Source organism: Rhizobium sp. 862_C5_N1_2 (genome assembly GCF_051811205.1).
GTDB classification, from domain to species: domain Bacteria; phylum Pseudomonadota; class Alphaproteobacteria; order Rhizobiales; family Rhizobiaceae; genus Rhizobium; species Rhizobium leguminosarum.
This window is the reverse complement of the sequence record NZ_JBPWPT010000001.1, coordinates 3,071,978-3,093,434: the sequence shown is the minus strand read 5'-3', so window position 1 is coordinate 3,093,434 and position 21,457 is coordinate 3,071,978. Positions and strand designations below refer to the sequence as shown.

22 protein-coding genes and 2 pseudogenes are annotated in these 21,457 nt (G+C 61.1%); 14 read left to right on the top strand and 10 right to left on the bottom strand.

Features of this window, described 5'->3' with window-relative positions; translation table 11 throughout:
- The first annotated feature begins 95 nt into the window (after window positions 1–95).
- The 4 genes from ACD590_RS15620 (at window position 96) to ACD590_RS15605 (ending at window position 2,427) form a co-directional block, all read left to right on the top strand.
- On the top strand, window positions 96–356 hold the full coding sequence (locus tag ACD590_RS15620) for an accessory factor UbiK family protein (RefSeq protein ID WP_003541711.1): 261 nt from the start codon (window positions 96–98) through the stop codon (window positions 354–356).
- A 389-nt stretch (window positions 357–745) separates the two neighbouring features.
- On the top strand, window positions 746–1,246 hold the full coding sequence (locus tag ACD590_RS15615; protein WP_003541709.1) for a YbjN domain-containing protein: 501 nt from the start codon (window positions 746–748) through the stop codon (window positions 1,244–1,246).
- Window position 1,247: 1 nt separating this feature from the next.
- On the top strand, window positions 1,248–2,075 hold the full coding sequence (gene proC / locus ACD590_RS15610) for a pyrroline-5-carboxylate reductase (RefSeq protein ID WP_439003015.1): 828 nt from the start codon (window positions 1,248–1,250) through the stop codon (window positions 2,073–2,075).
- A 10-nt stretch (window positions 2,076–2,085) separates the two neighbouring features.
- A complete protein-coding gene (locus ACD590_RS15605) occupies window positions 2,086–2,427 on the top strand; it encodes a tRNA-binding protein (RefSeq protein WP_439003014.1) in 342 nt (113 codons plus the stop codon).
- Window positions 2,428–2,540: 113 nt separating this feature from the next.
- On the opposite strand, the gene ACD590_RS15600 is transcribed toward ACD590_RS15605, so the two are convergent.
- Window positions 2,541–3,224 (bottom strand): MBL fold metallo-hydrolase, encoded by a 684-nt coding sequence (locus ACD590_RS15600; RefSeq protein WP_439003013.1) that lies wholly within the window; start codon window positions 3,222–3,224, stop codon window positions 2,541–2,543.
- Window positions 3,225–3,512: 288 nt separating this feature from the next.
- Here ACD590_RS15600 and ACD590_RS15595 point away from each other — a divergent pair.
- Together ACD590_RS15595 and ACD590_RS15590 are read left to right on the top strand one after the other, a co-directional pair.
- A pseudogene (locus ACD590_RS15595) lies at window positions 3,513–4,130 on the top strand (DUF1236 domain-containing protein).
- A 182-nt stretch (window positions 4,131–4,312) separates the two neighbouring features.
- On the top strand, window positions 4,313–4,582 hold the full coding sequence (locus ACD590_RS15590; RefSeq protein WP_003541697.1) for a hypothetical protein: 270 nt from the start codon (window positions 4,313–4,315) through the stop codon (window positions 4,580–4,582).
- 116 nt (window positions 4,583–4,698) lie between these two features.
- On the opposite strand, the pseudogene ACD590_RS15585 reads toward ACD590_RS15590, so the two are convergent.
- Window positions 4,699–4,926: pseudogene (locus tag ACD590_RS15585) on the bottom strand (hypothetical protein); the annotation flags it as partial.
- Between the two features lie 328 nt (window positions 4,927–5,254).
- Here ACD590_RS15585 and ACD590_RS15580 point away from each other — a divergent pair.
- From ACD590_RS15580 to ACD590_RS15570, 3 genes are read left to right on the top strand one after another with little or no spacing between them, the layout of a single operon-like run.
- A complete protein-coding gene (locus tag ACD590_RS15580) occupies window positions 5,255–5,746 on the top strand; it encodes a MarR family winged helix-turn-helix transcriptional regulator (protein ID WP_026230704.1) in 492 nt (163 codons plus the stop codon).
- Window positions 5,747–6,448 carry a response regulator gene (locus tag ACD590_RS15575; protein WP_003581129.1) on the top strand — a complete coding sequence of 234 codons (702 nt, stop codon included), beginning with the start codon at window positions 5,747–5,749 and terminating at the stop codon, window positions 6,446–6,448. It begins immediately after the preceding gene.
- A 24-nt stretch (window positions 6,449–6,472) separates the two neighbouring features.
- On the top strand, window positions 6,473–7,849 hold the full coding sequence (locus ACD590_RS15570) for an ATP-binding protein (protein WP_047618532.1): 1,377 nt from the start codon (window positions 6,473–6,475) through the stop codon (window positions 7,847–7,849).
- A gap of 57 nt (window positions 7,850–7,906) precedes the next feature.
- Here the strand turns inward: ACD590_RS15570 and ACD590_RS15565 are convergent, their stop codons facing one another.
- Window positions 7,907–8,365: a winged helix-turn-helix transcriptional regulator gene (locus ACD590_RS15565; RefSeq protein ID WP_439003012.1), complete on the bottom strand. Its 459-nt coding sequence runs from the start codon at window positions 8,363–8,365 to the stop codon at window positions 7,907–7,909.
- Window positions 8,366–8,399: 34 nt separating this feature from the next.
- Between ACD590_RS15565 and ACD590_RS15560 the strand changes: the two genes are divergently transcribed.
- Window positions 8,400–9,266: an oxidoreductase gene (locus ACD590_RS15560; RefSeq protein WP_113542334.1), complete on the top strand. Its 867-nt coding sequence runs from the start codon at window positions 8,400–8,402 to the stop codon at window positions 9,264–9,266.
- A 59-nt stretch (window positions 9,267–9,325) separates the two neighbouring features.
- Here the strand turns inward: ACD590_RS15560 and ACD590_RS15555 are convergent, their stop codons facing one another.
- From ACD590_RS15555 to ACD590_RS15545, 3 genes are all read right to left on the bottom strand, one after another.
- A complete protein-coding gene (locus ACD590_RS15555; RefSeq protein WP_026230703.1) occupies window positions 9,326–9,781 on the bottom strand; it encodes a BA14K family protein in 456 nt (151 codons plus the stop codon).
- Window positions 9,782–9,922: 141 nt separating this feature from the next.
- On the bottom strand, window positions 9,923–10,138 hold the full coding sequence (locus ACD590_RS15550) for a cold-shock protein (RefSeq protein ID WP_003561293.1): 216 nt from the start codon (window positions 10,136–10,138) through the stop codon (window positions 9,923–9,925).
- Between the two features lie 486 nt (window positions 10,139–10,624).
- Window positions 10,625–11,515, bottom strand: a complete 891-nt coding sequence (locus tag ACD590_RS15545; RefSeq protein ID WP_439003011.1) for a DMT family transporter — start codon at window positions 11,513–11,515, stop codon at window positions 10,625–10,627.
- Between the two features lie 100 nt (window positions 11,516–11,615).
- Here ACD590_RS15545 and ACD590_RS15540 point away from each other — a divergent pair, with 100 nt between their 5' ends.
- Window positions 11,616–12,086, top strand: a complete 471-nt coding sequence (locus ACD590_RS15540; protein ID WP_026230701.1) for a hypothetical protein — start codon at window positions 11,616–11,618, stop codon at window positions 12,084–12,086.
- 4 nt (window positions 12,087–12,090) lie between these two features.
- Here ACD590_RS15540 and ACD590_RS15535 read toward each other — a convergent pair whose 3' ends face one another.
- The 3 genes from ACD590_RS15535 to ACD590_RS15525 all read right to left on the bottom strand — a co-directional run bounded on the left by ACD590_RS15535 (window position 12,091) and on the right by ACD590_RS15525 (window position 16,495).
- Window positions 12,091–13,233 carry a PQQ-dependent sugar dehydrogenase gene (locus tag ACD590_RS15535; protein ID WP_439003010.1) on the bottom strand — a complete coding sequence of 381 codons (1,143 nt, stop codon included), beginning with the start codon at window positions 13,231–13,233 and terminating at the stop codon, window positions 12,091–12,093.
- 168 nt (window positions 13,234–13,401) lie between these two features.
- Window positions 13,402–14,121, bottom strand: coding sequence for a class GN sortase (locus tag ACD590_RS15530; RefSeq protein ID WP_439003009.1), 720 nt, complete (start codon window positions 14,119–14,121; stop codon window positions 13,402–13,404).
- Window positions 14,111–16,495: a marine proteobacterial sortase target protein gene (locus ACD590_RS15525; protein WP_439003008.1), complete on the bottom strand. Its 2,385-nt coding sequence runs from the start codon at window positions 16,493–16,495 to the stop codon at window positions 14,111–14,113. Before ACD590_RS15525 ends, ACD590_RS15530 begins: the two co-directional genes overlap by 11 nt.
- A 384-nt stretch (window positions 16,496–16,879) precedes the next feature.
- Here ACD590_RS15525 and ACD590_RS15520 point away from each other — a divergent pair, with 384 nt between their 5' ends.
- From ACD590_RS15520 to ACD590_RS15510, 3 genes are all read left to right on the top strand, one after another.
- Window positions 16,880–18,082 carry a pyridoxal phosphate-dependent aminotransferase gene (locus ACD590_RS15520; RefSeq protein ID WP_018243012.1) on the top strand — a complete coding sequence of 401 codons (1,203 nt, stop codon included), beginning with the start codon at window positions 16,880–16,882 and terminating at the stop codon, window positions 18,080–18,082.
- A gap of 270 nt (window positions 18,083–18,352) precedes the next feature.
- Window positions 18,353–19,258 (top strand): glycosyltransferase family 8 protein, encoded by a 906-nt coding sequence (locus ACD590_RS15515; protein WP_427147867.1) that lies wholly within the window; start codon window positions 18,353–18,355, stop codon window positions 19,256–19,258.
- Between the two features lie 47 nt (window positions 19,259–19,305).
- Window positions 19,306–20,175 carry a 3-deoxy-manno-octulosonate cytidylyltransferase gene (locus ACD590_RS15510; RefSeq protein WP_427147866.1) on the top strand — a complete coding sequence of 290 codons (870 nt, stop codon included), beginning with the start codon at window positions 19,306–19,308 and terminating at the stop codon, window positions 20,173–20,175.
- Window positions 20,176–20,286: 111 nt separating this feature from the next.
- Here ACD590_RS15510 and ACD590_RS15505 read toward each other — a convergent pair whose 3' ends face one another.
- Window positions 20,287–21,384, bottom strand: coding sequence for a calcium:proton antiporter (locus ACD590_RS15505; RefSeq protein WP_018243009.1), 1,098 nt, complete (start codon window positions 21,382–21,384; stop codon window positions 20,287–20,289).
- Between the last annotated feature and the right edge of the window lie 73 nt (window positions 21,385–21,457).

Here is a 21,457-nt window from a genome sequence, read left to right as displayed (position 1 = left end):
GTGCAAAGCGCTTGCATCGTCGATGGTGAAGCCCTACCTCAACTCTTGAAGCCCTGAAGGGCTGAATTCACCTCATGCGAAGGGAGAAAACCGCCATGACGACCGGAACGAACCGCATCATGGACGAATTCGCCAAGCTGATGACCGATGCGGCCGGTGCCGCCCAGGGCGTCCGCAAGGAGATCGAAACCGCCTTCAACGCCCAAGCCGAGCGTTGGCTGAACAGCATGGACATCGTCAAGCGCGAGGAGTTCGAGGCTGTGCGCGAGATGGCGATCAAGGCACGCGACGAGAATGAGGCGCTTGCCGCCCGCATCGCAGCACTCGAGGCAAAGCTTGCCGGCGAGGGCGCTTAAATCCTAGTACGACACAGATGCGGCGTTGCCTTCATGCCACACGCCGCATCTTCCGTAAAAAAACCAGGTGAGTTTTCCACCTGTGGACACTGCCAAAAAAGCCAATTCGCAGAGTCGCTTATTCTCCCTTCTGAATTGAATTTCGAAGAGCCTTTCCACAGTGGCCAGTCCTATTTTCCGTTCGGGGGGCTGGCAGGGGGCAAGGGGCGCTATACACTGATTTTAAATGATGATTCGAAGCGACTTGGTAAGCTCCGGGCAGGTTATCTGCGTTAAGTCTGGCAGCGGTTCAACGATCATCCGAGTGGTGGTTTCCGGTATTTGCGTGTGTCTTTCTTGTGTTCGTACACCAAGTTAGGTCGCATTCGTTCCGGTCAAGAAGGTGCTGCATGAACCTGATGGAATTGGAAGTCGAGCGTCAGTCGAACCCGGTCGACATGATCGAGTACGTTGCCTCCAACAACGACTGGTCGTTCGAACGGTCCGGCGAGGACGAGATCGCGATGACGGTCGAGGGGCGCTGGACGGACTACCACGTCTCCTTCTCCTGGATGGAGGAATTCGAGGCGCTGCATCTTGGCTGCGCCTTCGATATCAAAGTTCCCGACATCAGGGTCAACGAGGTGGTCAAGCTGCTCTCGGCGATCAACGGGCAGGTGCTGATGGGTCATTTCGACCTCTGGCGCCAGGAAGATGTCGTCATTTTCCGCCAATCGCTGCTGCTTGCCGGCGGTGCGGAGCCTACCAATCGCCAGGTTGAGGTGCTGCTTTCCAGTGCGCTTGATACCTGCGAGGCCTATTTCCAGGCATTCCAGTTCGTCGTCTGGTCCGGCATGGAAGCGACGAAGGCGATGGAAGCCGTGCTGTTCGAAACGGTCGGCGAGGCTTGAGATGCCGACGAAGGCTTTCTCCTCGACACATCCCGTCGTTCTGATCGGCGCCGGAAATATGGGCGGGGCGATGCTCTCCGGCTGGCTGAAAAGCGGCGTTCCGGGCTCAGCCGTCATCGTCGTCGATCCCGGCCCATCGCCGGCGATGTTGGCGACGATCAACGGGGCTGGCGCGACCCATCTGACGGCGCTTCCCACGGATTTGAAGGCAAGCGTGCTGTTCCTGGCGGTCAAGCCGCAGGTGATGGAGACGGTGCTGCCGGCGGTGAAGAGCGCCGTCGGGCCTGACACGGTCGTCGTCTCGGTGGCGGCCGGCAAGACGCTCGGTTTCCTCGAGAAACATCTCGGCAAGGCCGCCATGGTGCGGGCCATGCCGAATACGCCGGCCATGGTCGGGCGTGGCGTCACCGGCGCCTTTGCCAATTCAGGGGTCAGCGATCGGCAGCGCGAACGCGTCCATTCCCTTCTGCGCGTCTCGGGCCCGGTCGAATGGGTGCCGGCGGAAGCCGATATCGATGCCGTGACGGCGCTTTCGGGCAGCGGCCCGGCTTATGTATTCTATCTCGTCGAATGTATGGCGGAGGCAGGCCGTAAACTCGGTCTGCAGGCGGACCTCGCCATGCGTCTTGCGCGGGAAACAGTCGCGGGGGCTGGTGAACTCATGCATCAGTCCCCCGACGACGCTTCGCGGCTGCGGGAGAATGTAACCTCTCCCGGTGGCACGACGGCGGCGGCGCTGGCCGTACTGATGGCCGAAGACGGCATGCAGCCCTTGTTCGACGCAGCACTCGCGGCGGCGCGCAAGCGGGCCGAGGAATTGGCCGGCTGACGGAGACCATATGGCCGAAGAGATCAACTACGTCGATTTCGAGCGTGTCGACATTCGCGTCGGCACGATCATCGAGGCCAGTCCCTTTCCGGAAGCGCGCAAGCCGGCGATCAAGCTGGTGATCGATTTCGGCCCTGATATCGGCACTAAAAAATCCTCAGCGCAGATCACTGTGCATTATACGCCGGAAAGCCTGCTGGGCCGGCAGGTGCTCGGCGTCGTCAACTTCCCGCCGCGCCAGATCGGACCTTTCCGCTCGGAAGTGCTGACGCTGGGATTCGAGGACGAGAACGGCGCAATCGTGCTTGCTGCCGTCGAACAGCCGGTCCCGAACGGCCGAAAGATGATGTGAGCTCAAGCTCAACCTTAAGCGCGTCGGGTCTATCCAGATTTATGCGGCGCTTTAAGTCCTTGTTTTATGCAAGTCGTTATCCAAAACCGCTGCCCACTTCTGGGCGACATGCATTAGTTGTTCGGGGCTTCGCCTGATGTGCCGGCACGAGGTCTGATCTCCCGCAGAAATGGATTGCTGCGTCGCTCGTCGCCGATGCGGCTGCCCGGGCCGTGGCCGCAGATGAAGCCGACGTCGTCGCCAAGCGGCAATACCTTGTCGCGGATCGAATCGAGAAGCTGCTGATGATCGCCGCCCGGCAGGTCGGTGCGGCCGATCGAACCGTTGAAGAGGACATCGCCGAGATGGGCGAAATTCTGCGCACGGTTGAAATAGATGACGTGGCCGGGGGCATGGCCGGGCGTGTGATAGACCTCGAATTCATGGGCGCCGAAAGAGATCTTGTCGCCGTCTTTCAGCCAGCGGTCGGGCACGACGTTACGCAATCCTGATATGCCGTATTTCGCGGCCTGGGTCTCGATCCGCTGCAGCAGTGGCAGGTCGTCCTGATGCGGGCCAACCACGTCGATGCCGAGAGCTTCCTTCAGTTCACCGGCGCCGCCGGCATGGTCGAGATGACCGTGTGTCAGCCAGATTTCCTTGATGGTCAGGCCGTTCTGGGCGATCGCCTGCAGGATGAGCGGCACGTCGCCGCCGGGATCGACGACGATGCCTTCCTTGGTATCGGGATCGAAGAAGATCGTGCAGTTTTGCTGGAAGGGTGTCACCGGAATGATGCCGGCCTGGAGCATGCCCATAAGTGCCTCGCTTGGTGTCTCTGCTGCTTCGGGTATAATCCGAAACCGCGGCAAGGACAGCCGGAATCTTGTGCCATGGGCGGTGTGCCTCACGGTAAAAAGACGGACTGCAACAAGAATTTATGCCCTTCTTTGCCATCGTCGCAGGGTGATAAAATCGTTTTTCTCTCAATTCTTCCAAACATTTGCATGAAATCTCCCGCAAGTAGTGTTTCGCTCGGCGGAGCACAGGGGAACATCGTGGAACCCAGTGCGTTGTCAGCCCATCGAAACCAAGGAGACGCTCACATGACCTTGAAGAGAAACATTCTGCTGGCAGGCGCGGTGCTGATGGCTAGCGCCGGTCTTGCGCAGGCGGAGATGATGGCGACGACGGTCAACGATCTCAACGTCCGTGCTGGCCCCGGCCCACAATATCCCTCGGTCGGTCTTGCCACCCGCGGCTCCACCGCAGTCCTCGACGGCTGCATCGAAGGCAGCCGCTGGTGCCGTGTCGACGTCAACGGCATGCGCGGCTGGGTCTATGCCGATTATCTGCAGGTCGATCACGGCGGCAGCTCAGTCATCGTCGAGCAGCACCGCTCCGAGATCGGCGTTCCCAGCGTGACCTACGAGTCGACCGCGAGTGTCGTTCCGGCCGAGCCGCAGCCGGCGCCGGGCGACGAGTTGCTCGGCCCCGTCGGGTCGGTCGAGACTATCACCCCGCCGTAGACGGTCCGCACCTATATCGACACCAACCCGGGTGAGACGGTGCAGCTTGGCGGCGATGTCGTCGTCGGCGCGGAAGTGCCTGCAGACGTTACCTTCCAGACGATTCCCGACTACGAGTACCGCTATACGAGGATCAACGATCGGCCGGTGCTGGTCGATCCCGGTACGCGCCGGATCGTCTACATCTATCAATGACGTGATCGACAGAAACTGAGGCGAGGCGGACGTCGGACCGCCTCGTTTCGGGGCGCGTCTCCCTGCCTTAATCCCGCATCGGTTGATTTTTCTTAACGCTTTCCTCCGAAATATGATAAAATGCTAATACGCCAAAGATCGGCGTAGCTGGGCGATCGGGGAGATCGCCAGAGGAGGAAATCATGGAAGCCCTACTTCCGCTCATCACACAATTGATTGCCGGTGCAATCGGCGGCAACGCCGCGAGCGCCGCTTTGAAGCAGCAGGCGATCAACGTCGTCGCCCGTACGATCGCAGGCGCGATCGGCGGCGTTGCCGGCGGTATGCTGCTCAGCATGGTCGGTGGGGAAGCGGCTATGACCGGCCTGATCGCCGACGGCATCGGCGGCCTGATCGGCGGCGGCATTCTCTCGACGCTTGCCGGACTGGTCATGGCACGGGCGCACAGGTAAAAAGGCCCGGCAGGCGTTTATCTACAGCGCCGCGCGCTTTTGAGACGCGCAAAGAACGCTGTAGCACTTTAAATTGCTGCATAATTTTACCCTTCAATCGATTCCGATTTAAGGAATTATGCAGTAGCCGGCCGATTTCCTGAGGGTCTTATTCGGCGGCGATCACCGCCGGATAGACTTCCTTCATGTATTTCGGAGATCGTCGACGGCGTGAAGCGGTATGGGCCGGTTTCGGAAACCGGGGTCACTTCCGCAGCCGAACCGGTGAAGAAGCACTCGCTAAAGCCGGGGAGTTCCTCCGGCAGGATCGCGCGTTCGATCACCTCGATGCTGCGGCGTTTTGCAGCCTAGGGCTACGCCGATGCTATGGTGCTCGATTATCGCGGCCAGGTCGCCGAAGCGACCGGCGCATCCCTAACTCCTCCGGCGCTTCACGCGCCATGCCTGTTGATTGTTGTCCCCATTACGTCTTATCCACAGACGCAAGGGGAAATCGCGTGTTGCGTCGGAGTGCCAGACGGGCCTTAGTTTCCAGGAAGTGCCAGGGAAATGAGGAGACCGTGCGGGCCTCCCGCAGAGTTCGCGGAAGCTAAGCGGCAAATTTATGTCAATAAAGCTGACATATCTTCGCGAAAGTTTCCCGCAGCGCGCGGAACGAGAAAGGAATGCCGAGTGTCACGACAGACCGGCCCGAAAGTAGGCAAGCCAGAGCCGCTGGGCACGCCGATGGAAGATACTGATATCATCGATTTCGAGATCATCGAGCTGTTCTTCTTCGCCTATCGCGACTTCGTTTCCGATCCGGATGCCATCCTCGAAAAGAGCGGCTTCGGCCGGGCGCACCATCGCGTCGTGCATTTCGTCAACCGCAATCCCGGCATGACGGTGGCTGATCTTCTCGATACCTTGAAGATCACCAAGCAGAGCCTCGCAAGGGTGCTGAAACAGCTGATCGATTCAGGCTATATTCGCCAGGTGGCAGGTCCCGAGGACCGGCGGCAGCGCAAGCTTTATCCGACGCAATCGGGACGAGAGCTGGCGCTTGCCCTTGCCGAGCCGCAATCGCGCCGCATTGAGCGGGCATTCGAAGGGGCTTCTGCGGAGGTGCGGGAGGGCGTAAAAGCTTTCCTCAGCGGCATGCGGGACAGACAGAGGGCGGATTGAATGGCGGTCAAGACAGGTATTTCCGACGATGCGGCGCATTTGCTGGTGGTCGATGACGACTCCCGTATCCGCGCGCTGCTCAATCGTTATCTCGCCGAGAACGGCTTCCGCGTCACTGTCGCCGCCGACGGCGCCGAGGCGCAGCGCAAGCTTGCGGGTCTCGATTTCGACCTGATCATCATGGATGTGATGATGCCGGGCGAATCCGGCATCGACGTCACCCGCGGGCTTCGCGCCATCAAGAACGTCCCGATCATCATGCTGACGGCGCTGGCAGAATCGGGCAACCGCATTGAAGGCCTGGAGGCGGGCGCCGACGACTATCTTTCCAAGCCCTTCGACCCGCGCGAACTGGTGCTGCGCATCAACAACATCCTGCGCCGCAACGCCGGCGGCGAGGGACCGAAGATCGAACAAGTGATGTTCGGCCCCTACACCTTCTCGCTGACCCGCAAGGAGCTGAAGAAAGCCAGCGAGGTGATCCGGCTCACCGACCGCGAGCAGGAGATCATGCTGCTCTTTGCACGGCGCGCCGGCGACACGATCCCCCGCCATGAACTGATCGGCAACGATACCGAAGTCGGCGAGCGGACGATCGACGTGCAGATCAACCGGCTGCGGCGTAAGATCGAGGACGATCCCGCCAATCCCGTCTGGTTGCAGACCGTGCGCGGCATCGGATACAGGCTGAGCATCGACTAAACTCAAGGTTCGGGACCGGCGCTGATGGTGACGATCGACAGCTTGCGGCGGGAAGACCGCACTTCTGCGCCGGGCTGGCGCTGGATCGTCCGGTGGCTGCGCCGCCGGCTGCCGACCGGACTTTACGCGCGCTCGCTGCTGATCATCATCATTCCAATGGTGCTCTTGCAATCCGTCGTCGCCGCCGTGTTCATGGAGCGCCACTGGCAAATGGTGACGGAGCGGCTGTCGCTTGCCGTCACCCGTGACATCGCCGCCATCATCGAAATCATCGAGACCTATCCGCAGAACTCGGACTATAGCGAGATCATCCGCATCGCCCGCGACCAACTCAGCCTGCAGATCTCGATCGAGCCGGACGGCGATCTGCCGCCGCCGCGCGTCAAGCCTTTCTTCTCGATTCTCGATGGCATCCTCAGCGACGAGATCACCGACGAGATCCACCGACCTTTCTGGATCGACACGGTCGGCAATTCAAACCTCGTCGAGATCCGCATCAAACTCGACAACAAGATCCTGCGGGTGCTGACCAAACGCAGCCAGACCTATGCGTCGAACACCCATATCTTCATCGTTTGGATGGTTGGCACCTCGCTGGTGCTGATCGGCATCTCGATCCTCTTCCTGCGCGGGCAGATCCGGCCGATCCTGACCTTGGCGCGCGCGGCCGAAAGCTTCGGCAAGGGGCAGAAGCCCGATAATTTCTATCCGCGCGGCGCCGACGAGGTCAGGCGCGCCGGTCTTGCCTTCATTCTGATGCGGGAGCGAATCGAACGGCAGATCGAACAGCGCACCGCGATGCTCTCCGGCGTCAGCCATGACCTGCGCACCATCCTCACCCGCTTCAAGCTGCAACTGGCGCTCGCTGGCGACAATCCCGACCTGCATGGGCTTAACGATGACGTCAACGACATGCAGACCATGCTGGAGGCCTACATGGCCTTTGCACGCGGCGAGGTCGAAGAGGATGTCGGCGAGCTGAAACTCAGTGAGATCTTCGCGAAGCTGGAATCCGATTTCGCCCTGCACGGCAAAAAATTCAGCTATTCCATCGAAGGCGATGACGACATATCCGTCAGGCCGAACGCTTTCATGCGGCTCGTCACCAACCTTGCCTCGAATGCTCGGCGTTATGCCAATAGGCTCGACATCGAAGCCAAGCACAACGCCAAATGGCTGACCGTCGTCTTCGACGATGATGGGCCGGGCATTCCTGAGAAGAACCGCGAGGACGTGTTCAAGCCATTCTTCCGGCTGGATACGGCGCGCAACCTGGATGCGTCGGGCACCGGCCTCGGCCTTGCGATCGCCCGCGACATCGCCCGCAGCCACGGCGGCAACGTCACGCTCACCGACAGTCCGCTCGGTGGGCTGAGGGCAACGATCCGCATTCCGGCTTGAAGGCATGTCGCGCAAAATTGTGGAGCGGTTTTGCGCGACATGCCTTTGCGACGCGCTTTAGACGCCGGCGGCCGTCAGCTTCACGGCTTTGCGCGCATCGAAATCATCCAGGTGTTCGACGATCCAGCGCCAGAGCGTGACGACTTGCATGAGGAGGTCGCGTCCGAGCGGCGTCAACTCATATTCGACGCGCGGCGGCACTCCGGGATAGAGCGTGCGGATGATGAGGCCATCTCTTTCGAGGGTGCGCAGCGTCTGCGTCAGCACTTTTTGGCTGATGCCCTCGACCCTCTCCATAAGGCGTGAGAAGCGCAGGGGTGCGCCGGCATCGGAGAGTACGTGCAGGATGCGCAGCGGCCATTTCGCCGCCGCCCGCTCGATCAGTTCACGGGCCCGCCCATCCTGTTCGTCCGTCATACTGCTGCAGAAATCGAAGATGTCACTGGTCAAGTCAGTTACCTCAAGGTGTGTATAGATCGTCCGGGTACCTTCTTTCGATAGGATACAATAGACCATACATGAGCCGGGAACCAAAGCAGGAGGGTTTCCGATGTTCAGAGTCTGGTTGATAACAGGGAGTTCGCGCGGTCTTGGCCGGGCGCTGGCCGAGGCGGTTTTGGCCTCCGGCGACAATTTGGTGGCAACTGCGCGCGATCCCGGCCAGCTTGCCGATCTTTCCGAGCGGTATGGCGATCAGGTCCTGACGCTGGCGCTTGACGTGACCGACGAGGTGGCGGCAGCGGCAGCAGTCGAGGCTGGTGTGAAGAGGTTCGGGCGCATCGACGTGCTCGTCAACAATGCCGGCTACGGCAATGTCGGCTCGATCGAGGATACCAGTCTTGCCGATTTCCGCGCCCAGATCGAGACCAACCTCTTCGGCACGATCATCATGACCAAGGCGGTCATCGCCCTGATGCGCGGGCAGGGGGCGGGGCACATCATCCAGTTCTCATCGGTCGGCGGCCGGATCGGACCTGCCGGGCGCGGCGCCTATTCGGCAGCGAAATTCGGTGTCGAGGGCTTTTCCGAGGTACTGTCGAAAGAGATCGCGCCGTTCGGCATCAGGGTGACGGTGATCGAGCCCGGCGGCTTCAGGACCGATTTCGCCGGCTCCTCGACGGTGCTTGCCGAAGGGCGGCAGGACTATGCGGAGACGGTCGGTGCTACGGTGCGTTTCCAGCGTGAGTACGATGGTCGCCAGCCCGGCGATCCTGCCAGAGCGGCGGCAGTCGTCATCCACATCGCCGGTCTCGACGAGCCGCCGTTCCGGCTGCTGCTTGGCAGCGATGCGGTACTCAACGTCGAAAAGGCGGATGCGGCGCGTATCGAAGCCGATCGGATGTGGCGCACCGTGAGCGTCTCGACCGATTTTGATGCTGAGGCTGAGTTCATGCCCTGGAACAAGAAGACCGGCTGACGCAGGCAAAACAAAGCGCCGCTGAAAAGCGGCGCTTTGCATCAGGGATATTCGACGATTCAGCCGGCGGTGCAGAAGTGGCTGCGGCCGTCATTGCCGACATAGGTGCCGCTGCGCGGATCGAAGGAGCGGTAGCGGTAAGAGCAGTAACGCTCCCATTGCGGCGACCAGGGCTCCACCGCCGTGCGGACCGGCGCGTAATATTGCGGCTGATCGACATAGACGCGGCGGGGCGCGCGATAGACCGGGGCAGGCTCGTAATAATCCGGCTCGTAGGCCGGGTCGATGTAGCGGCGTTCTTCGTAGACCGGACCATTATTGGCGTTGGCGATGGCCGAACCGACGATCAGGCCGGTGGCAAGGCCGACGGCGCCGCCGACCCACGCATCGTTGTTGCCGTGATTGCCGTGGCGCCAGTGGCGGTCGCGGGCCGACGCTTCACCGATGGCGGAAAGCGTGAGTGCGGCAGCGGTTGCCGTCAGCAGAATGGTCTTGGCGAGCCTGTTCATAAGCATAAATCCTAATCCCGGGAACCGAACGCCGGCCCCTTTCTCGATGATGAGAGAAGTACAGATTTGTAGCTGAACGAAGGCTGAACGACAAAACCCGGCATTGCTGCCGGGCTTCAACTCGAACTCGCCAGCCTTGTTAAGGGTTCAGCCCGCAATCTGCAGATTGACGGCCTTCGGGCCCTTGCCGCGGCGATCCGGCTCCGTGTCGAAGCTTACCTTCTGGTTTTCCGTCAGACCGGCCAGGCCGGAGGCCTGAACGGCAGAAATGTGAACGAAGATATCGGCGCCGCCCCGGTCCGGCTTGATGAAGCCGAAGCCTTTGTCGGTATTGAAGAATTTTACAGTGCCAGTCTCTGCCATGCCTCAGGTCCTTTTCTCTCTGCCCGCCATCCACACGGGCAGCATCATAGCATTGCCTCCTTGCGGGGAGGTGTTGGCAGGCAATTCTTGAAATGTGAGAAAAAGGTCCCCTCTACCTCGGCCTGTTCCAGGCAGGACTTTCGCCCGCCATTTTCGGAACCGGCTGACCGGAATATTAGCGTTCCCGGCGCGCAAATACTTAAGGACTTCCCATGCTCGCAAAATGCCCGAACGCGGCGAGAGTGCTGCGTTTAAAGGATTTTGGCAAGCAAAAGTTTTTTAACGTGTCGTTCCGGGCACCCCCTGCCGACATCCAATTTGCGAAAAAACGCAAAATTTCCTTCGCTGATAGGGAATGATTAACGTTTTATATCGTCTGCAATATAAGTTCCGAGCAGATTTTCCCAAAAATGCAACGTGAACGCGTCTCTCGCGGCAAATGAATTTTTTTTCCGATGCGTGACTCACCCATATTTGGACGCGTGTTCACGCGGCTGGCAAGCGCCGGCGGGTCAGTCCCGGCACGAGTTCGACTACAAGCATAGCGATAAACATTAGCGCGCAACCTGCATAGCCTGTTACCGGCATCGTCTCGCCGAGCAGCAGGGCGGCGAGTGAGGCGCCAAAGAGCGCTTCGGAAGAAAGGAAGATCGCGGCTTGCGAGGGCGTCGTGTAGCGCTGGCCGATCACCTGCAGCACGAAAGCCACGCCCGAGGAGAAGATGCCGACATAAAGGATCTCCGGCGCCGCGGCCCAGATCGCCGAAAGGCTGACCGGTTCGACGGCTGCGGCAACGGCCAGCGCACAGACTGCGGTGACGGCGAATTGCACCGCGGAGAGCGCAAGCGGCCTTCCGGTCTCCGAAACGGTCGTGCCGGCAAGGGTGATCTGGATCGCCCAGAAGACGGCGCAGACGACGGTCAGCAGATCGCCTGGCGTCAGCGCCGAGAGATGGCCGCCGGACAGGAGATAGATGCCGGTGACCGCCATCAACGCGCCCGGCCAGATGACCCAATGCGGGGCACGGCGCAGGAAGAACACGGCGATCAGCGGCACGAAGACCACATAGAGGCCGGTGATGAAACTGGAATTCGTCACCGTCGTCGTCTGCAGTCCGACCTGCTGCGTGGCCGCGCCGCCGAAAAGGGCAAGGCCGATCAGGATATAGAGCTTCGCATGGCGTGCGCTGGTCTTCTCCTTTGCCTTTCGCGCTTCGAAAAGGACGAAGGGCAGCACGGCCAGCGTGGCGACGGTAAAACGCAGGCCGATGAACCAGAAAGGGCCGATCGCCTTCATCGCCGTCGACTGCGCGACGAAGCCGCCGCCCCAGATGGCGGCTGCAAGCAATAGGAGGAGGTTCGCCTGAACGCGCGTCATGTCGTCCTCGATGGGGAAGGGAGATGTGCGCAAGCGGTTAGCAGTTGCGTTTCCTTTCGGCAAGGGTGAAGACTTCGTGCCGGTTGACGGAGGCGAAGGCATGCGAGGCGAAGAACGGAAGCCGGCCGGCGACGTGGCCGCGCCGAGGGCGGCAGGCTATTCCGGCACGCCGCTCGTCAGGAAACTCGGCCTTGCACAGGGGCAGTCAGCCGCTCTTCTCGGCATTCCCGAAACGATCGGCGACATCAATGGTTTCGACGGTTTTGCCTCGGTCGTTCGGGCACTTCCGGAAACGCCCGCACGCGTATTCGACTATGTGCATCTCTTTACGACCGAACGGGCCGTGCTAGAGCGGACCGCGCCTGCGCTCCTGCCTGTTCTGGTGCCGAATGGCATGGTCTGGATCTCCTGGCCTAAGAAGAGCTCGAGGGTGCCGACTGATATCACCGAGGACGTGCTGCGGGAGGTTCTGCTTCCGATGGGCCTCGTCGACATCAAGGTCTGCGCCGTCGACGAAATCTGGTCCGGGTTGAAATTCGTCATCCGCAAGGAACTGCGCGGCGCGTTGTGACGTCTCAGCCGTTGCGGGCCTGCGCTCTGGAGATCCTGAGCAGCGCGCCGTTGTCCTCGTCCGTCACCATCAGCAGGGCGCCGTCGGGTGCGACGACGACGTCGCGGATGCGGCCGTATTCGCCCTCGAACAGACGTTCTTCGGTGACGAAGGCGCCGCCGTCGTCGCGCTGCATGCGCGAGAGCAGTTGGAACTTCAGCGCCGCGACGATGAAATTGCCGTCCCATTCTGGAAACATGGCGCCGCGATAGACGACGAGCGCGCCGGGTGCGATCGAAGGATCCCAATAGTGCAGCGGCTGTTCCAGCCCTTCCTTGGCCGTGCCTTCGCCGATCTCGGCACCCGAATAATCGCGGCCATAGGTGATAATAGGCCAGCCGTAATTCTTGCCGGCCTCGGGCTGGTTGATCTCGTCGCCGCCGCGCGCGCCGTGCTCGACGGTATAGAGCTTGCCATCCTTGGCGTCGAAGGTGATGCCCTGCGGGTTGCGGTGGCCTTTCGACCAGATTTCCGGCAGCGCCTTGCCGCCGTCTTTGAACGGATTGTCGGCAGGGATGCTGCCGTCGGCATTGATATGGATGATCGAGCCGGCATCGTCCTGCCAGTCTTGCGAGCGGTCGCGGTCGCCGCGGTCGCCCACGCTGATGAACAGCGAGCCGTCACGGGCAATCGCGATGCGCGAGCCGTACTGGATGTTGCCTGACGTGAAGCGCTGCATGGTGAAAACAGGCGTCACGGCAAGAAGCGTCTTTTCGTCATTTGAAAGCGTGGCGCTGAAGGCTTCGGTGCCGGAGCCCCGGCTGTTGGCGATGGCGGCGGTGAAATAGAGCTTGCGGCTCGTCGCAAAGTCCGGTGCGAGCGCCACGTCCATCAGGCCACCCTGGCCACGGGCGCTGACCTTAGGCACGCCGCCGATCGGGTCGGAGAGCTTGCCGTCGCGGACGATGCGCATGCGGCCCGGCCGCTCGGTGACGAGATAGGCGCCGTCGGGCAAGACCTCGACCGCCCAGGGATGTTCGAGGCCGTCGGCGAGCTTGTCGACCCGCACCGCGAGATCCTGCGTGTTGACAGTATCAGCTGCATCCGCCGATACGGTGCCGAACAGGACCAGCGCTGCGGCGAAATGGAAGGCGGACATTCTCTTCATCGTGCTTCCCCGTCGTCTCTCGGGCTGAACGTGGAGCGGGCAGGGGAGGGCTTCAACCCTCATTCGACCTGCAATAACGGCTTTGTGTTTACCGGTTGAACTGATCCCGTTGCGCAGATTCAAAAGAGGTAGAGCGTCCTTTGTGCGTCCAAGAGGACGCACGGCGCTCTAGCCATCGACCAATTCCGCCTCGAGGATGTAGCGCAACGCCCCGCGTTCCGTCGCGTCGAAGGGCCAGCAGGTGGTCAGCACCAGGCGGCGGCCATCGGAGGTGGGATCGATGCCGCTTGCATCCCACGGGGCGATGCGGCCCTCGCCGGCCTTGAAGGTCAACAGTTTGCCGTCGCGGCGCGTGACTTCAATCGTATCGCCGGGCCTTATATATTGCAGCCAGCGGAAATGCGTGTCGCGATGGGCAGCAATGACGGAGGTGCCTTCCTCTCCGGGCTGTGGCGTGTTGACGAGCCAGGCCGGACCGAAGGCGAGAGCTTCGCCGGAGGCGCCGGAGAGCACGATCGCCTCCTTGCCGAGGCGCGGGGCGCGTACCTTGGCCTCGGTGGTGAAATCCGCCCAGGGCCAGGGTTTTGTTTCTTCGCCCCGTAATTCGGCGGCGAAGGCGCGTTTCAGCAGCACCTGGGAAAGCTCCGCCTTCGCCTTCAGCAGGAAGCCGTCGCCGATCAGCGCCAAACCATAGAGGGCAAGGCCGGCGATGGCAAAGGCGATTGCTTTTTCGATCGAGGAAAGACGCCAGAGGAAGAAACCCTTCTTCTGGCGCATCTTCGGTCGGTCATAGGCCGTGGCGGCGGCCATGGCGAGTTCCAGATAGGTCGGAAGCGGCTCGAATTCGGCCACTTCCTCATTCTGGCTTGCAGAGAGCCTAGAGACCATTTTGTTTGGCTCCGACGGCAATAATGCCCTTGAGGCGCCGCCGCCAGACGGCCAGGCCGCTTGCCGCCATCAGCGCGAGGAGCAACATGGTCAGTCCCCGGATGATCTGCTCGTCGGCGCGCGTTGCCGTCTGCGGCAGGTTCACGGTCGTGCTTTTTTGCGCGATCATGGTGGCGGCCTTGGCGGTCGGGGCTGCAGCCATCATGTTTGCGATCTCAGGCGATGCGATGAGTTTCTGTGTTTCGGCCTCAGCCTGCTCCGGTCCGGCGTTTCCTGTCGGCGTAGCCGAGCCATGGCGCTCCGCGTCGTCACGAGGGGCAGGGTTTTCGCCTAGAACCTTATCAAAGTCCCAACCTTCCGGTAGGTTGAGCGGCAGCGTGGTCGAGCCCAGCGGCTGATCGACCGGGCGAGACGGGGTGACGTCGACGGCGACCAGGCTGGTGACGCGGGAGACGAGGTTATGGGCGAGCGCCACGGTCTCGATATCCTTGTCGAGCGCGGCCGGATCCTGACGTTCATAGGCGCGCGCCTCGAAATCGTCGATCTTGCGCCGCGCCCAGAGCTTGGAAATGCCGTTGCCGTTGGCGGCATTGGCGATATCCATCTCGACGCGCCAGGGCTGGTCGCCTGTCTTGCCGATGATCTGCAGCTTGCCGGCGGGCTTATCGTCAGGCAGTTGCGCGGTCAGCACGACAGGCTCGCCGCTATAGAGGTCCGGCATCGGGTTTGGCGTGATATCCTCGGCTGCGATGCCTTCGAAGCTTGCGGCGATATCGGTCATGGCTGGGTTCTGCAGCTTGGCGAAAAGCTCGCCCATGCGGCTCGCCACCTGATCGGTCGAGCCGATCGCCGTAAAGGTGCCGCGGCCGACTTCGGCGGCCTTGGTCATGAAATAGGTGTTCGGCGCCGAGCCGATGCCGACGGTGAAGACGCGGGCATCGCCGCGATTTGCGGTGATCTCCTGGAAAAGCTGCTGTTCGTTGCCGATCGCGCCATCCGTCAGGAACACGACCTGGCGCAGCGCTCCGGTTGCGACCGGTCCCTGGTTACGCAGCGCAGCCTGCAAGGCAGGTAGCATTTCCGTGCCGCCGTCGGCAGTCAGGCCTCTGACATAGGCAATCGCCTTTTCGCGATTGTCAGGGGTGGCAATGACGAGACCCTTGAAATAATCGGTCATCGTATCGTCGAAACGGATGACGTTGAAGCGGTCGTCGGCGTTCAGCTTGGAGATCGCAAGCGCCAGGCTCTGCCTTGCCTGCTCGATCGACGGGCCGGACATGGAGCCGGAATTGTCGATGACGAAGACCACCTCGCGTTTCGCCGGCGGCGCTGCCGTATCGGGGGCAGTGGGCGGGGTGACGAAGGCGAGCAGATAGGTCTTACCATCAATCACTTCGCGGAAGAGGCCGGCACTCGGCATCTTGCCGGGGGCGGCCTTCCAGGTGAGCTCGAAATCCTTATCGGCAGGAACGGAGTCCGCCTTCAGGCTGATCGTTCTCGTCTGGTCGCCGTTGCTGATATCGACCGCGTGGAAGGAGGATTTGACGTCGCCGAGCGGGAAACCGGCCTTGAGGTCGACGGTCAGCGAAACCGGATTGATCCTGGCGTTCTCACGCGGGTCAAGCACGGGGGCTTCGATCTTGTCGCGGTTTTCCACCGGGTCGCGCGGTGTGGCAAAACCGGCGCCGTTGTTGAATTCGACGGTCTGGACGATCGGCGCCGGATTGTAGCGCGGGGCGACGACCATCGGGAAGCGCAGCGAGAACTCGCCGCCCGACTGGTGGATGGTCTGCTGGTATTCGATCTGGACGACGATGGTTTCGCCGGGACCGATATTGGCGACCTGGTTGGTGAAGATGTTCGGCCGCTGCTGTTCGAGCAACGCCGTCTTCTTGCCCTCGGCCTTGGCCTGCTCGTAGATCTCGCGGGCTTCCTGGCGCGGCTTGATCTGGCCTTCGATGAAGCGTTCGCCGATCTGCATTTTCAGGGTGTCGACGGCGGAATTATCCGGCAGCGGAAAGACGTAGGTGCCCTCGACCCAACCCTGGCTCGGATTCTGGAAGCGTTGCGTCACCTTCACCCTGGCGATCGGGCCGGAGACATCGATGGCGACATCACTCTTCAGCCGCGGCGCTTCGACATAGAAGCCCGGCTCCTTCGAGGGAAAGAGCAGCGAGCCGCTGCGGACGTCGTTCGGCCGCACAAGTGCTGCGAGCTCAGCGGATGCCTGCGGCGTCTCGGCGGCGCGGGCGGCGGAGGCAAGTCCCAGCACCGCGGTGATGCAGGCCGCAAAGATAGTGAATGCAACAAGGACTGAAACGGAAATTCGGCGCGCGCGAATGCGCCCTATGGCAAACTCATCTTCCAGAAACATTGGCATACCCTCAATAACCAATTTCGGATGCCGGATGATGCGGCTTCGATCTCGGCGCGCTCGCGACCGAATTGCGGCGCGGCGCGGCATTTGTTGCGGCTTATTCGTGGCGATGGCCAAATTCGGCGATGCCACTGATTTCAGGGGATAAATCCGGATGACTTCAGAGATTGATTCAAGATCTGCGCATGGCGTTTCGACCAGGTGACGCAAGCCTCTCCCAAGGGCGCGGCATGCCGGGCTGATGGTGCGGCGAACCGATCAATAAGAATCATGCCACCATGACGCCTTTCCGCTTGAAATGCCGCCATACATTGGACATAGAGCTAACCGCAGAACTCCGGTCCCGGCTTTCTGCCCGTTTCAACCATTAGGACCGTTATCATGGCTTTCCTTGCCGATGCTCTTTCCCGTGTGAAGCCTTCAGCCACCATCGCCGTCTCCCAGAAAGCGCGCGAGCTGAAAGCAAAAGGACGTGACGTCATTGGCCTCGGCGCCGGTGAGCCGGATTTCGATACGCCCGATAATATCAAGAAGGCGGCCATCGACGCGATCAACCGCGGCGAAACGAAGTACACGCCGGTTTCCGGTATCCCGGAATTGCGCAAGGCGATCGCCGCCAAGTTCAAGCGCGAGAACGGCCTCGACTATTCCTGGGAGCAGACGATCGTCGGCACCGGCGGCAAGCAGATCCTTTTCAACGCCTTCATGGCAACGCTGAACCCCGGCGACGAAGTCGTCATCCCGGCGCCTTACTGGGTTTCCTATCCTGAGATGGTGGCACTGTGCGGCGGCACGCCGGTTTTCGTTTCTGCCACCCAGGAGCATAACTTCAAGCTTCAGGCGGCCGATCTCGAAAAGGCGATCACGCCGAAGACCAAGTGGTTCATCTTCAACTCGCCGTCCAACCCGACGGGGGCCGCCTATACGCATGACGAGCTGAAGGCGCTGACGGATGTGCTGATGAAGAATCCGCAGGTCTGGGTGCTGACCGACGACATGTACGAGCACCTGACCTATGGCGACTTCAAGTTCGTTACGCCTGTGGAAGTCGAGCCTCAGCTTTACGACCGCACGCTGACGATGAACGGCGTCTCCAAGGCCTATGCGATGACCGGCTGGCGTATCGGCTATGCGGCCGGCCCAATCCAGCTCATCAAGGCCATGGACATGATCCAGGGTCAGCAGACCTCGGGTGCGACGTCGATCGCCCAGTGGGCGGCTGTCGAAGCGCTGAACGGCACACAGGACTTCATCCCCGAGAACAAGAAGATCTTCGAAGGCCGCCGCGATCTCGTCGTTTCGATGCTGAATCAGGCCAAGGGTATTGTCTGCCCGGTGCCGGAAGGTGCCTTCTATGTCTATCCCTCGTGCAAGGGTCTGATTGGTAAGACCGCACCCTCCGGCAAGGTTATCGAGACGGACGAGGATTTCGTCTCCGAACTTCTGGAATCGGAAGGCGTCGCCGTTGTTCACGGTTCGGCCTTCGGCCTCGGCCCGAACTTCCGTATCTCCTATGCGACCTCGGAAGAGCAGCTCGAGGAAGCCTGCCGCCGCATCCAGCGCTTCTGCGGCGCCTGCAAGTAAGCGGATTTTCAAAAACACCGATCGAAGGCCTGCCGGCGACGGCCGGCCTTTTTGTTTGCGGCGACGTTGGGCTGGCGCTGCGATTATCGCTCACATCCCGATTCAACATGCTGCGGAGTTGATTCCGCTTTGCCTCTCAAGTCGTTGAAATCCGATTCAAAACGTGACGGCAGAGTGACGGTCCGGCGGGTGATCTGCGGTTGCGGGTTGGCATCAAACCAACTAGATATCCGGCATCAAGTTTAAGCGCCGCTTCGGGAGGCCGGGATTTTGCAGCAGAGTGCCGTGATCGTCTGTTCGGATGTCAACATGCTGCCTGCCGCCTGCTGCACCCTGCTTTCCGTCAAGCGCAATCTCTCAGGCTCTGCCGTGGAGTTCCTGCTTCTCGGCATCGACCTCAAGCCGAACGAGATCGCCGAGGTGGGAAATTTCGCGCGGCTGCATGATATGGCGATCAGGGTGCTGTCCTACAATACGCCGGATACGGCGCTGCAGGCGCGGGGCCGCTGGTCGGGCGCGACATTGGCGCGACTCTACATGGATCTGCATATACCCGATCATATCGAGCGCCTGCTCTATCTCGACGCCGATGTGCTGGCGGTTTCGCCTGTCGACGAACTCTTCACGAGAAATTTTCAAGGCAAAGCGCTGGCTGCGGTCGACGATTATGTCATGGCCTTTCCTGAAAAGGCCGGTGCGCGGCAGCGGAAGATCGGCATGCGCGAGGGCGGCCGCTATTTCAATGCCGGCGTGCTGCTGTTCGACTGGTCGGCCTGCCGCGAGAGGCAGCTTTTTGCCAGGACACGGGAGATCTTCGAGGAGCGGTCGCATCTTTTCGAGAATAACGACCAGGATGCGCTGAATGTTACCTTCGACGGCGACTGGCTGGTGCTCGGTCCGCGCTGGAACACGCAGACGGGCCTGCTGCCCTTCGTCGGCCGGCCGGCGATCCTTCATTTCACCGGCCGGAAAAAGCCGTGGCAGGCCACCGTGCCCTGGGTGCACCGGCGGATGGCCAAGCACTATATCGAGGATCTCAGCAATACACCGTGGGCCTCTTTCTGCAGGCAGCCGTCAATGGCGGGTCGAGTTGCGGGTTTCTTCTCGCATTTGGGAAAGCGCATCGGCGGGCTGACGCGGCTGGCACGAACGCGCGCCTATTTCAGCAACAGCTAGTAAGGCGGGCAGAGCGCATCGTCCTTGGAAAGTGCATGTGAGCCGGTATGGAAGCAATCCCCAGTGATACGCAGAGTGCCGCCGCCGCAGATGGCGGCTTCAACGTCCTGATGCCGGAGGCGTGGAAGGCGTTGCTGTCACCCTATTCCCACGTCGTGCTGGTGGCAAACAGCGAAGCAGTTGATTTCGGACGGCTGCGAAGCGAATTGCCGGAGACGGCGCTCTACGTTTTCTTCAACAATGTTTATAAGGTGCTCGACGAACCCTTCGCCGGCCATGCGGTGCTGGTTGCCCGCAGCGGCGTGATGGGCGCCAATATCGTTCACCGGCGCGAGGTGGTGGATGTCCTGCGTTTCTTTGCCGGCGACGATTTTCTGGGCGTCGTCAACATTCGCGTCTCCCCGGAGGAGAACTTCAGTGACGCGAGCGGCTTCAAGGGCGCGAGAACCCGCCATCTCGATCTGACGCAAATGCTCGGCGACCTCTATCCGACAGGAAAAATCGCGACGAGCGGCTTTGCGATGGCTCTTTGGCTCGCCGAGTTGCAACTGCCGGGCAAGATCCTGCTTGCCGGCTTTTCGGCCAAGAGGAGCGAGAAGTGGAAGGTCTTCGACGTGCACGACTGGACGTTCGAGCAGATCTTCCTGCGTCTCTTTGCCAGGATGGGCACGATCTCGATGATGGGCGGCGTGGACGCCGGCCCCTATGCGGCACTCGCCAAACGCTTCCCACAGGTGCCGCCGATCGAGATCGCGATGACCGCGGCTGAAGTTTTGTCGGAACGGCTCCACAATGCGAACGGCCAGATCGACAGGCTGATGTCCGTCACCAAATCGATCCGTGCCATCGAGGGTTTCTTCCGGCGCTTCAAGCCGAAAACCCGCAAGCAGCGTTTCCTCGAAAAGTCGAAGGAATGACTGTCGAAAGCCCTCCCCAAAGGCGAGGCTGTCCAGAAAGTTGCTCTTTGAGCTAACGTTCCGCGCGCGGATGACTGCTCTCCATTCCCCTGTCGGGGAGAAGGGAAGCCCTCAAAGTCCCAGCGCCGTCAGCATGACGAAGGTGGCGAAGAGGATGAAATGCGTCATGCCCTCGATGGCGTTGGTCTCGCCGTCGTTGAGGTTGATCGCGGCGGCAATCAGCGTGATCGCCACCATCACCGTCTGCACCGGGGTCATCGCCATGATGAAGGGCTGGCCGGTATAGAGCGCGATCGCCTCCATGACGGGCACCGTCAGGATGACCGTCGACAGCGAGGCGCCCATGGCGATGTTGACCGTCGCCTGCATGCGGTTCCTGAGTGCCGCCCTTAATGCGGTCAGGATCTCGGGGGCCGCCGAAATCGCTGCGACGACGACGGCGGTCACGGCGATCGGCGCGCCGCTGTCGCGCAGGCCTTCGGTCATGAAGGTCGCCATGAACTCCGCCAGCAGGCCGATGATGACGACGCCGACGAGAATGGTGGCGATCGAGATTGTGGTCGACTCGTCGGCGCTATGCTCGTCCGGACTTTCTTTCTTCCGTTCGGAGCGCGGGTAGCTGTAGCTGAAGAAATAGCTGTGCTGGCCAACCTGCATGCGCAGGAAGAGGCCGTAGAGCGCGATCATCGCGACGATGGTGAAGGCGGAATAATAGTGCCATTTGTCGCTCGGCACGAATTCCGGCACGATCATCGAGATGCCCATGGCGGTGAGGATCATCACGCCGTAGGTCTTGCCGGAATTGTCGTTATAGGGCTGTTCGCCGTGCTTGAGGCCGCCGAGCAGGGCGGCAAGGCCGAGAATGCCGTTGATATCGAGCATCAGGGCCGAGTAGATCGTGTCGCGCACCAGCGTCGGCGAACTCTCGCCGCCCATCATGATGGCGAGGATGATGACTTCGACGGCAACAGCCGAGAGCGTCAGGATCATCGTGCCATAGGGATCACCGACCTTGACGGCGAGCAGTTCGGCATGATGGGCGACGCGGATCGAGGCGAGCACGATGGTGCCGACCAGGACGACGGCTGCGATCAGCGCGACGCCGCGCCCCATCCCGATCACGGCGTGTTCCAAGAGATAAGCGATCCCTGCAACGACAAGTGCGGCGACCAGAAACTTTTCTTCTTTAAAGCGTGACGCGATCCTCAAGCCTCAGCTCCTGTCCAGATTCACGCATTTTATCTAAGTCGCTGATTTCGCCTATCAAGCGAGCTCCGGTCGA